This window comes from Ilumatobacter sp. (assembly GCF_041688325.1).
Taxonomy (GTDB): Bacteria; Actinomycetota; Acidimicrobiia; order Acidimicrobiales; family Ilumatobacteraceae; genus Ilumatobacter_A.
In genome coordinates this window covers 1-11,322 of the sequence record NZ_JBDNIJ010000206.1, presented here as the reverse complement: position 1 = coordinate 11,322, position 11,322 = coordinate 1, and the positions used below count along the sequence as shown (strand labels likewise).

11 protein-coding genes and 1 pseudogene are annotated in these 11,322 nt (G+C 64.5%); 2 read left to right on the top strand and 10 right to left on the bottom strand.

What is annotated here, in order from left to right; all coding sequences use genetic code 11:
- Positions 1 to 273: 273 nt before the first annotated feature.
- Positions 274 to 621, bottom strand: a complete 348-nt coding sequence (locus tag ACH2EI_RS12190) for a HesB/IscA family protein (protein WP_395156474.1) — start codon at positions 619 to 621, stop codon at positions 274 to 276.
- Positions 622 to 1,039: 418 nt separating this feature from the next.
- On the opposite strand from ACH2EI_RS12190, the gene ACH2EI_RS12185 reads away from it, so the two are divergent.
- Positions 1,040 to 1,537 (top strand): flavin reductase family protein, encoded by a 498-nt coding sequence (locus ACH2EI_RS12185; RefSeq protein ID WP_395156476.1) that lies wholly within the window; start codon positions 1,040 to 1,042, stop codon positions 1,535 to 1,537.
- Positions 1,538 to 1,641: 104 nt separating this feature from the next.
- On the opposite strand, the gene ACH2EI_RS12180 is transcribed toward ACH2EI_RS12185, so the two are convergent.
- The 5 genes from ACH2EI_RS12180 to ACH2EI_RS12160 form a co-directional block, all read right to left on the bottom strand.
- Complete coding sequence (locus ACH2EI_RS12180) at positions 1,642 to 2,298, bottom strand: NifU family protein (protein ID WP_395156478.1); 657 nt, start codon at positions 2,296 to 2,298, stop codon at positions 1,642 to 1,644.
- Positions 2,299 to 2,383: 85 nt separating this feature from the next.
- On the bottom strand, positions 2,384 to 3,706 hold the full coding sequence (locus tag ACH2EI_RS12175; RefSeq protein WP_395160198.1) for a CUAEP/CCAEP-tail radical SAM (seleno)protein: 1,323 nt from the start codon (positions 3,704 to 3,706) through the stop codon (positions 2,384 to 2,386).
- Positions 3,707 to 3,714: 8 nt separating this feature from the next.
- Positions 3,715 to 4,974, bottom strand: a complete 1,260-nt coding sequence (locus tag ACH2EI_RS12170; protein WP_395153119.1) for an ATP-grasp domain-containing protein — start codon at positions 4,972 to 4,974, stop codon at positions 3,715 to 3,717.
- Positions 4,971 to 5,741, bottom strand: a complete 771-nt coding sequence (locus ACH2EI_RS12165) for a DUF169 domain-containing protein (protein WP_395160196.1) — start codon at positions 5,739 to 5,741, stop codon at positions 4,971 to 4,973. Before ACH2EI_RS12165 ends, ACH2EI_RS12170 begins: the two co-directional genes overlap by 4 nt.
- A complete protein-coding gene (locus ACH2EI_RS12160; RefSeq protein ID WP_395153117.1) occupies positions 5,738 to 6,088 on the bottom strand; it encodes a HesB/IscA family protein in 351 nt (116 codons plus the stop codon). Before ACH2EI_RS12160 ends, ACH2EI_RS12165 begins: the two co-directional genes overlap by 4 nt.
- Positions 6,089 to 6,253: 165 nt before the next feature.
- Between ACH2EI_RS12160 and ACH2EI_RS12155 the strand changes: the two genes are divergently transcribed.
- Entirely contained in the window at positions 6,254 to 6,916 is a 663-nt protein-coding gene (locus ACH2EI_RS12155; RefSeq protein WP_395160194.1) for a helix-turn-helix transcriptional regulator, read from the top strand.
- Between the two features lie 374 nt (positions 6,917 to 7,290).
- Here ACH2EI_RS12155 and ACH2EI_RS12150 read toward each other — a convergent pair whose 3' ends face one another.
- From ACH2EI_RS12150 to moaA, 4 genes and pseudogenes are all read right to left on the bottom strand, one after another.
- Complete coding sequence (locus ACH2EI_RS12150; protein ID WP_395160192.1) at positions 7,291 to 8,655, bottom strand: NADH-ubiquinone oxidoreductase-F iron-sulfur binding region domain-containing protein; 1,365 nt, start codon at positions 8,653 to 8,655, stop codon at positions 7,291 to 7,293.
- Between the two features lie 241 nt (positions 8,656 to 8,896).
- A pseudogene (locus ACH2EI_RS12145) lies at positions 8,897 to 9,015 on the bottom strand (DUF4287 domain-containing protein); the annotation flags it as partial.
- Between the two features lie 48 nt (positions 9,016 to 9,063).
- On the bottom strand, positions 9,064 to 10,077 hold the full coding sequence (locus ACH2EI_RS12140) for a YeiH family protein (RefSeq protein WP_395153121.1): 1,014 nt from the start codon (positions 10,075 to 10,077) through the stop codon (positions 9,064 to 9,066).
- A 177-nt stretch (positions 10,078 to 10,254) separates the two neighbouring features.
- On the bottom strand, positions 10,255 to 11,307 hold the full coding sequence (gene moaA / locus ACH2EI_RS12135) for a GTP 3',8-cyclase MoaA (RefSeq protein WP_395160200.1): 1,053 nt from the start codon (positions 11,305 to 11,307) through the stop codon (positions 10,255 to 10,257).
- Positions 11,308 to 11,322 lie beyond the last annotated feature (15 nt).

Here is an 11,322-nt window from a genome sequence, read left to right as displayed (position 1 = left end):
CCATTCAAGAAGCCACTCGGGCTCATCCTTCTTCGACGAGATGAGACGAACAACACTCTCATCAAGGCCCGGAGGAGCAATGTCAGTATCAAGATCCGTGCTGAAGCCGTACTCATAATCAGCCGACGTCAACTCCTCAATTGTTTGCAGGGTTTCGCTCATCAGATTTCCTTTCCATTGGCGATCATTTTGCCGTACGCCGGCTCAACGACAGGGTTGGTGGGTTTGTCTTGGACAAAGTGGACAGAGTTTTCGCGGACAGGTCTCGGTGAGTCAGCCGAACGACTGTCCGCACCCGCAACTCCGGGTGGCGTTCGGGTTGTCGAGGCTGAACCCGCCGTCTTGGAGACCGTCGCTGAAATTCAAAGTGGCGCCGGCGAGGTGGGAGGCGCTGGCTGAATCGACCCGCACAGTGACTGACCCGAACACCGCGTTGTAATCGTCTGGGTTGGTGTCGGCGTCGAAGAACATGTCGTAGGAGAAGCCCGAACAGCCGCCCGGCCGCACTGCGACCCGAAGGGCCATCGTTTCGTCGCCTTCAGCAGCCAGTAGCTCGGCCACCTTCACGGTTGCGTCCTGGCTGAGTGAAATCAGCTGTGGAACCTGTTCGGTCGTTGTCATCGCAATCCTTTTCTTGATTGTTGGTTTCTCGATTGGTTCACCGCGACAGTGAGCCCATTGGAGCGTCGGATGACGTCGTGGTGAGCCCTCGCCGACATCGATGAAGATGCGCTCGCCGGGACATTCCTCGGTTGACTCGATGACCCGTTCCAAGCCGCCGTAGGGAATTCAGACCATGGCCAGTCCACCAGTTTTGATCAATCCAAACTTTCAGAGTGCTCCTGTCCGCTTGGCCTCGCCGGGGGGTGGCGGGGGGTGTGTGACGAGACCAAGCGCTCAGGCCGACAACCATCATCGAGCCATCGGTGTCTGGACGTTCTATCAGCGCATTACGGCTTACGCAAGTTTTACGTTGCATAACTTGCCTAATGGCAGGGAGCCGCACTGTGGTGATATGTCGAGCCGTAGACTCGACGGCATGACCGTGGATGATGAGATCGTGAACCGAGTCACGTGGAAGATCCCGAACGCGCTGGCGCTCGTCGGCTCCAGCGACGGCAACGAGCGAAATGCGATGACGACGAGTTGGATCACTCAGCTGTCAATGGAACCCGTTCTGATCGGCATCGGCGTCGACAACACCGCCGTGACGCACAGACTCATCACCAACGGCGGATCATTCACCGTGAACCTGTGGGACTCCCAAGACACCAAGGTGTTCGTGAAGTTCTCCAAGCCGGCGGTCGATGACGGCACCACGCTGAACGGCCGCCCCGTCCGGGCTTTCGTCACGGGTGCGCCCGTGTTCGACGAGGCGATGGCCTGGATGGACTGCGAGGTGCGTCACCACCTCGATCTCGGCACCCACACGCTGTTCGTCGGCGAGGTTGTCGGTGCCGCCATCAACGTTGACGACGCGCGACCAGCGTCGATGAGCGACACCCGTATGAAGTACGGCGGCGTCAAGCGTCACTAATTGGAGCAACGAACTTCGACTCGCGATGCAGTCGCTCAGAGCAGCCCTGCGTCCATCGGCGATCCGTTCCCCGTCGGACCGCAAGCCGGGATCGTGGCGAACCGCTACTTCTTCGCCGGCTCGAAATACGGGTTGGTTCCCGCGGCGTGGTCGGTCACGTCGACGATATTGACGATCTCGGGGACAGACTCCTTGATGGCGACCTCAATACCCTGGCTGAGGGTGACGGCGGCCATTCCGCAGCCCGCGCAGCCGCCGCTGAGGCGCAGGTACACGGCGTCGCCGTCCACGGCTACAAGGTCGGCGCGTCCGCCATGAGCGGCGATGGACGGGTTGACCTGGCTCTCGAGGACCTGCATCACCCGCTGCGCGACGTCGCCGCTGAGATCGGGCGGCGGGCCGGTCATTGCTGGGCTGGCCTGGGGTGGAGCCGGTGGAAGATTGGGGTTGCGGATGCTCATCCCACCGGTCAGGAGGTCGCGGTTGCGGTCGAGGACCGAGCCCACCATCTTCGACACGCTGTCGGTGGGCACGATGATCGTCAGCTCGCCCTGGACCCTGGTCCAATCGTCGGGAGCGGTGTCGTTGGCCTCCCGAAAATACATGTCGTAGGTGTAGGCGCCACCGCTGCTCCCGTTGATCTCGACCCAGAGGGCCAGGGATTCGGGGTCGGTCTCACCGGTGCGCAGCTCCAGCACGTCGGCGAGGGCGGCGTCGGTCACACTCAGGACAATCTCGCTGTTGGGATCGTTTTCGGTCACGATGGGTTCCTTTTAGTGGTGGACTGGGGATGGGCCCTCAGACGAGGGGTTTGAGAGGCGCCAACTGCGCCTCGCTGGGTTCGCTTCAACAGAACCAGGGCTCGGTGAAATGCGCCCGATCCCCGATCGGACCCACCGACACCGCTCCTTGAGCGGGGCGGGCCGATGACGTCCCGGCGCTCGAGCGGATGAGCGCGTCGATCTCGTCGAAGGTCTGCACGGGGGCCTGCCCGACCCGCGCCTCGACGAGGGTCGCGATCTGAGCGTGGAGGCGGTCAATGGCCGGATCGGGATGTGCCCACGTCCAACCCAGCCGGGTCGGATCGTAGGCACCGAGGTGGGGTGTCATGGTCGTCTCGCCGAGGAGCAGCGAGCCCTCGGGGACCAGCAGGCGCACGCTGTACTGCACCGGATCGACGCTCGCGATGAGGTCGTGGGCGACGACGAAGTCGAACAACTCGACCAAGTCGTCAATGGTGGTCCACGGGGTAAAGGGGAGCCATGACGGACGGACCTCGATGCCGTGGGCTCGAAGGGCAATCACCGCTTCGGACGCGTCAGCGGCGGTGTGGCCTTTGTCGAGACAACGAAGGATGGAGTCGCTGACCGACTCGAACGCCGAGACAACGAACGCGCAGCCGGCTGCGGCGAGCTCGGGGAGTGCGTCGGGGTAACGGAGGATGTGCTCGACCTTGATCGTGGCGTCGAAGGTCAGGTCCGGGTGCCGGCGGTGGATGGCTGCCACAACGCGACGGGAGTGGTGGGGGGCATTGAGGAAATCAGGGTCGGCGAAGTTGATGTGACGGGCCCCGGCAGCCACCAGTTGGTCGACGTCGGCGAGCACAGCGGCCTCCTCGACGCGGCGGACCCGCCCGTCGTAGACCACCGGTACCGGGCAGTGGCGGCAGCGGTGAGCGCAACCGCGGCTGGCAGCGACGGAGCCGACCAATCGCTCCTCGCCGGCGATGACCAGGCGGGTGTAGCGCCCCAGCTCCGGCAACAACTCACGGACAGGCACACGACCTTCGGAGCGATGCAGCTGGACAGCGGCTCCTGGATCTACGCCGTTCGCCCATGCCACCAGGCCGGCCTCGTACTCGCCAGCAATGATCGCGTCCGCCGGCGACGTCACGGTGAGCTCCCGACCCATCCCTGCGTACAGGCCGAAGAAACACACCGCCAGGCCAGGTCGACGAGCCCTGACGGTCTCGACGACCCGCAATGCCAGGCGCATCGCAGTGTGCATCGGCACCGACAGTGCCACCCGCTCGGCCCAGTCGACGTCGGCGCTGGCGAGGGTGTCGACGGCGATGTCGACACCACGCACCTCGTGGCCGGCGCCGAGCAGCGCTGCGGTGGCCGTAGCCACAGACAGCGGTTGGTGCCCCAACTCGTAGGTGGACGCCACCAGAACCCTCACCCTTCGGCACGACATTCAGGCGTACGGTCGGCGACCGCCGGCCCGTGCGCCGGCCGCACGACCACGTCCAGTACAGCCTCGGCACGGCGCAGGGCGAGCTCGACGTCGGCCGGTTCGGGCCCGTGCGCGAAGACGAACCCGAGGTAACGGTCGCCCTCGGGGAGAGGGATCACCGGCCGCCCGACGGGGATGCTGATCTCCACGCCGGCGACGCCGTCGACGCCCAGCGCGTCGCTGAGGCCAGAGACCCGTTCAAGCACCCCGGCCGAGCGGATCGGGAGCATCATCACCCCCGACGCCTGAGTCTCCCGGCTCAGCCCGTCGAGACCCGCGCCGATGGCGTGGCGGATGATGACCTCTTCGAGGCTCACGCCAGCCCCGAAGCGCAGTGCTCGTGCGCACAGCCCACCGATGGAGCGCGCCGCGACCTCGAGGACGGTCAGCTCGTCCGCTGGGCCGATGCGCAGCTCGGCGTGGACTGGGCCCTCCCTCAGCCCCAGCGCCGCAGCGGCGGAGGCGACCGTCGCCTCGATGGCGGCGAGGACTGCTGGCGGCTGGCGTGACGGCGTGACGTAGATCGTCTCCTCGAAGAACGGACCGTTGAGCGGGTCGGGTTTGTCGAATACGGCGAGCACCGCGAGCGTCCCGCCTTCGAGCAGGCCCTCGACGGCAACCTCCGCTCCGGGGACGAACCGCTCGACGAGGAGCGGCTCGGATGCGCCGACGATCGATCGGATTCGGTCCTCGGCAGCGACCGCCTCGGTGCGGTTGTCGACGCGGATGACCCCCTGGCTCCCGGAGCGAGACACCGGCTTCACCACGCACGGGTAGCCGATCTCCGCCGCCGCAGCGGAGATCCGCCCACCGGGCATGACGACCCGATAGTCGGGCTGGGGCACCGACGATGCTGCCAGGCGCTCCCGCAGTACCGCCTTATTTCTCGTCGCGGCCACTGCGTCGGTTGGGTTGTGGGTCATCCCCAGGTGCTCGGACGCTGCGGCGGCCACCGCCAACCCCTGGTCATCGACGGCCAGCACCGCGTCGAGCGGTTGACGCTGGTGGAGGGCCGCGATGATGCCCACGGCGATGGCGACGTCACCCATGGGCACGACTACCGCCCGGTCGCCCATCGACTCGGCCATCATCTGGCGACGCTCGGAACCGACGACGACGTCGACGTCGAGGCGGCTGGCAGCCGCCAGAAAGTCCGCGGCCCGGTACGTCTCGGTCGGCAGGAGGAGCAGGACGCGGCTCACGATCCCCGGCTGGCGAAGCGGCGCGCGTCCTCGGCGGCGTACCGACCGACGGCGGCGTCGATCCCTGCGGTCTTCTCGATGGCCGCGACGATCGAGTCGAGTTGTGCCGCCGGCAAGGCGCATGTCATCTCGTCGGGGCCCATGCCGATCCGCTGGCGAGTGGGCGCACAGCCCACGCTCGCCGCGGCTACACCCTGCTCTTTAGCCAGCGCCACGATGTGGCACTGCGGCTTTCCCCCGATCGATAGGCCCGGCAGCGCATCGGACAGCACCATCAGCTGACGGGCGTTGACCCTCAAGAGCACGACGTCAGGCTCGACCGGGGTGTCTTGGAGCGGAGCGTAGACGACCGATCCTGGCTGCCTCGTCACCTTGGGCAGCTGCTCCAGAACGTCGGGGCCGACCCACCCGGCACCGACCAGTTCGGCGACGTCGCTGTGATCGATCACTTCGCTCGGCGCCAACAGGCCATGGGTGACACTGCCGACGCTGCAGTTGCCATGGTCCTCGGGCACCGTGGCGAACGCTCGCTCGGCTCCGTGCACCCAGAACACGCAGCCAGCCGGAACCCGCCCCTGGCGACCATCGTCGGTCGCGGAGGACATCGGGGCGTCGAAGCGGTCGACACCCGGCGGCGGACTGTCAGCGAAGCTGATGGCGATCGGGACCGTGGAGAGCCGGAGGACCTTGACGAGCCGTTCGCTGAGGCCTGGCCAGTTCAGACCGACCAAGGGATCTACCGACTCGCGTAGCGCGTCGCTCGTCACGAGAACGACTGTCCGCAGCCGCAAGAGCGCTTGGCGTTGGGGTTCTCGATGTGGAAGCCGGCGTCTTTGATGCCGTCTTTGTAGTCGAGAGTGGCACCAGCGAGATGGATGGCGCTGGCTGAGTCGACTCTCACCTTGGCTGTGCCGAACACGGCCTCGTGGTCTTCGGGCTCAGTGTCGTGGTCGAAGAACATCTCGTAGGACATCCCTGAACATCCGCCCGCCTTGACGGCGACTCGCAGCGCCAGCTGGTCGTCGCCCTCCTGGGCAATCAGCTCCGCGACTTTTGCAGCGGCACTGTCGGTGAGGTTGATGACGGGTGCGGTTGTGACTTCGATAGTGGTCATTGGAAAGGACTCCTTGTTGTTGGCGATGTGTTGGATCTCGGTCGCCGCCGTGGGCCCGTGGCCACAGTGCTTCCCTCGTCGTAGGACAATTGCACAGGTAATGCTACTTACGCAAGTTGTTACTTGTCAATTGCGTGCTCGCCCCGCCTGAAGTAGGCTCAGAACGTGACCGATGCTGCACCGACACGCCTGGTCGAGCTTTCGCCCGCCCAAAAGCAGGTCGTTGTCGCGGTCAAAAAGCGTGGAGAGGCATCAGCCGAAGAGCTCGCTGAGGCCCTGGGAATTACTCCCAGCGGTGTCCGTCAACACCTGGCCGCCCTCAGGGCCGCCGGGGTCGTCGCCGCCCGCCAGGAACGGGGCCGTCCGGGGCGCCCGACCGACCTCTACCACAGCACCGATCTCGCCGAGGCCATGCTCCCCACGGCCTCCGTCGACCTGTCCGTCGAGTTGCTCGACCACATCGAGGAAGAAGACCCACAGCTCGTCTCTCGTATCTTCGAACGACGCCGTGACCGGCGGGTCGCACAAGCTCGGACGCAGATCGCTGGCAAGAGCCTCGACGACAAGATGGCGTTCCTCGCCGGCATGCTCGACGAGGAGGGATATCTCGCCGACTTCGAGAAGCTCCCCGACGGCGTGTACAGGATGACCCTGCACAGTTGCGCCATCTGGGCCGTGGCATCCAAGTACGGACAGGCCTGCACCACCGAGCTCGAGTTCCTGCGAGAGGTGCTCCCCGAGGTAGAGATCGAACGGATCGCCCACAAAGCAGCAGGCGCCTACGCATGCGGCTACGAGCTCCGGGACCCCTCAAGTTCCCGGGCGTGATCCCGGATAGGTCCCTCGGTCGTTCCTGGCAATCAGTGATCTCTCCGAGCCTCCGAGGAGCGAGCACCACGGTACTGCGTTCAGGTTTTCACGACTTCCATCGGCGTTTCGCCGTCGAGGGAGAGAACGATCCCTTACCAGACATCAGAGCGTCGAACACTACGACCCCTCAAACGCGAGACGCTCAAGTGGCACGTCAAATGAGCACGACCCGCCGACTGGCCACAACTCACCGGACCACCCGTATCCGGCTGGGCTTGTTTCAGCGCAACGTAGACAAGAACGCTCACCGTGTCCTCGATGATCTCTCATCCGCTCAACCACTGGTTGGGTCCCACTCAGTCACCGGCAACGCAGCCACCCGAGGCGTTCGGTCATGTCGCCTTGGGCTCGTAGGTCCAATCAGGGCGCTTCCTCGATTGGGTGTCATCGAGGACGAATCGGTCACCGACAAGGTCAAGGATCTTCGTCAGCTCCAGTCCTCGCGCCGGACGCCGTGATTCGGGATCGTGCATGTCCCGCATCAGGCTCGTCACGACGCGTTGCTCCTGGGACGGCAAGAAGCAACGTGACGCATCGGTAACGCTCGCCAAGCGTGCCGAGATGTCGCCGTACACGGCACCCTCGGTGACACCATCGAGACCCGACAACAACTCGGTGACCGCTTGACAGCCGAGCTTGCATGCCGAGCACTGGCCGCACGACTCGATACCAAGAAACCGCGAGACCGCATAGGCCAACTCCGCTGGATCGGTGCGATCGTCGTAGACGATGAATCCACCCGTCCCCAGCCCGGCGCCGACCGATTCCATATGTTCGTACGTGAGCGGCGTGTCGATCAGTTCACCGCGCAGGACTGGATTCGAGATCCCCGACAGCACGTACTTAACCGCACGGCCATCGGCCATCCCCCCACCCAACTCAGCAATCACCGTCGCCACCGGCGTACCGAGTTCGAACTCGCCGACACCATGACGAACCGTGTCACCCGACACCGTGCACACCATCGTGCCCGGCGACTCCGCCGTTCCAAAGCCCCGATACCACTCCCCACCATTCGCGACGATCGCCGGGACGGTCGACAACGTTTCAACGTTATTGACAAGAGTCGGATTCGACCCGTGGAGCCGGACGCCGGCGAGTGTTCGGCCTGCCGACCAGCCCACCTGAGGACTCGTCGTGAACAACCCGTACAAATACGGTGGGAACAAGCGCGGCAGCGGCTCTTCGCCCTCGATCACTTCGAGTAGCGCCTTTTCCTCACCGAACAGATACTCATCGGGGCCCCGAACAAGCTCGATCTGAACATCGTCGGCCCACCCAGCTGCGGCCATCTCCGCTGCCCCCAGCGCCACCACATCAGCCTCGAACTCGAACGACGACTTCAACGCAACGAACACCCGCCGGGCACCGACCGTATGCGCTGCAACTAACAGCCCCTCCAGCAGCAGATACGGGTTATGGCGCAATAGCGCCCGATCTTTGAACGTGCCCGGCTCTCCCTCTGCGCCGTTGGCGACAACAAAGCGTTCACCGGCCTCCGCACCGCCGGCCACGATCGAGCGCCATTTCAGTCCAGTCGAGAAGCCAGCGCCTCCACGACCCCGCAGGCCCGAGGCCTCGAGTTCGCTCAGCACGTGGTCGGGCCCAGCCTTGATCGCAATGCTCAGTGCGGCCCCGCCACCACGTTCGACGTAGTCCTCAAGCGAGGTGACTGGCGCCCCGTCAAGCAATATCACTCCGACACCCCAAACATGCTGCCCATTCTCACGAGGCCCGGTCGCTGCACGCCGACTCCACAAAACGAACCTGCTCGACGAATTGGAAAATGCCTTGCTCTCGGCCGCTGAATCCCATCAACCACCTTCTCTCTGACGCCCACATCATCAAGAGAGAACCTTGCAGCTGAAGCGCTTCACTGTCAACACCCAACACACGACGTCTTTGCGCGAGCCCCACTGGTCCACCAGTCGGTCAGCGAACGACGTCCAGGTGATCTTCGAGTGGGATGTCACGGATCAGTTCCTTCCATTTGGCGACCGGGCGGCCGTACCTCCTCTCGATCGAGGGGAAAGATTCGCTGGTCCTTTCGCGTTCACATGGGATGGTTGTTGGCCTGTGCACGCCACTCCGCTTTGATTGTTCTGCTACGTCGCGAACCACGTCCCGGCCAATGCCGCCATCGCAACGAGGGCCCACGAGATTGCGCCCAGAGCCAAGGGGCGACCGCCGAGCTCGCGCATTCGACTCACTCTGACCCCCATACCGAGGCCAACCATTGCGACGGTCAACAACATCGTCTCGGCAGAGGACGCAACGTCGAGAATGTTGGCGGGCAGCGCGCCGGAGGATCGCAGGAGCACAGTGAGGAGGAACCCGCCAACGAATCCGGGGACGAGTGGCGGCCTTTGCCCAGAGATTGCTCCATCGGAGCGTCGCCGCCTCAGAGCGATGAGCGCAACCATGGGCGCAAGCAACATCACTCGTGTGAGCTTGACGATCGTCGCCGATCGCAAGGCACCTTCGCCCTCAACCGAAGCGGTAGCCACGACTTGTCCGACGTCATGAACCGCGCCTCCAACCCAAATGCCGAATGCTTCGCCGTGGAGGCCCAGGAGGTTGCCGAGCGGCGGCAGTGCGAAGATGGAGAGAGTCCCGCAGAGCGTGACGAGGGTGATCGCATACGCGGCTTCCTCCTCGCGAGCCTCGATCACGCCATCAACTGCAGCGATGGCGGAAGCGCCACAAATGGAATACCCGGTTGCGACGAGCAGGCTGAGGTCCGCCGACAGACCCAGTCGTCGACCGATCAACTGGGTCCCGAAGAACGTCACTGTTACCACGAACCCGACTACGAGAAGCCCCTTCGCTCCGAACGTCGCGACGTCACCGAGCGAGAGCCGCAATCCGAGCAGAACTACGCCAGCTCGCAGTACAGGGCGAGCGCAGATGGCCACTCCTGAGTCCAAGAAGCTCGGCTGGTGAATCATGTTGGCAACGATTCCTCCGAGTACGACTCCGACGACGAGCGGTGACAATGCTTCCGAGACCGATGCAATCGCCGTCGCAGCGGCTCCGATCAGGATGGCCACACATATGCCGGGCAACACCGGTCTGACTCGGCCACCTGAAATCAGCTTCGACTTGAGACCTAATCGCATCACGATTCGAGTGTTCCCTGACTTCGCCCCCGTCGGTGCTGGGCAGATCGCCATGGAGTCACAGGTTGCCTGCGTGGCCCTTCGTTGCGGCCCGTCGTCGGGGTCGTCGGGGCCGTCGGGGCCGTCGGGAATTCGGTGTCACTCATCTGGCTCATTGTTGGTGGCGCTGTGAGAACCTCATCCCCCAATGTGGCTCATCTCGACCTTGACGGGACGGGTGGCGGGCCGGATGGTGAGCCCAGCGGCCAATCCGTCGGTCACCGACGACCTGGTCTCGGAGTAGCGGTCCGTCCTGTTACTCCACACTTGATGGACCCGCTGGTCGAGTGCCTCGTCGACGGTCCGCCCGTCGTGGCTGCTCCTGACCACCTCGCGCAGGTCGGTGCCGTCGGCAGCGAACAGGCAGGTGTAGAGCATGCCTTCGGCGGACAGGCGAGCCCTGGTGCAATCGCCGCAGAAAGGCTTCGTGACGGAACCAATGACCCCGACTTCCCCGGTGCCGTCGCTGTACCGCCACCGCGTGGCCACCTCACCGGTATAGGACGGTTCGATGGGTTCGAGACCGAACTCGCGGTCGAGTACCTCCACGATGCTGGCAGCGGTGACGACGTCATCCAATCGCCATCCGTTCGTCGAACCGACGTCCATGTACTCGATGAAGCGAAGGGTGTGGCCGGTGCCTTTGAAGTGCCGCGCCATATCGACCACAGAGGCGTCGTTGACGCCGCGTTTGACGACCATGTTGATCTTGATCGGCCCGAGCCCGGCCTCAGCTGCAGCCGCGATGCCGTCAAGCACCTGGCGCACCGGGAAACCGACGTCGTTCATCGCCATAAAGACGGCGTCGTCGAGCGAGTCGAGGCTCACGGTCACCCGCCGGAGCCCTGCAGCGGCCAACCCCGAGGCCTTCCGTTCGAGGAGGGCGCCATTGGTGGTCATGGCGAGATCGTCGATCCCGGGAATGGCCGCGAGGCGGGCGATGAGATCCTCGAGGCCCCTGCGAAGCAACGGCTCGCCTCCGGTGAGACGCAACTTGGTCACTCCGTGGCGGGCGAATGAACGGGCGACGCGCTCAATCTCATCGAAGTCGAGCAACGCTGACCGAGCCAGATACTGGAAGTCGCGATGGAAGACCTCCTTCGGCATGCAGTACGTGCAGCGGAAGTTACAGCGATCGGTGACCGAAATGCGGAGGTCCCTGACGGGACGGCCGAGGGTGTCGGTGACCAACCCTGCGTCACCAGT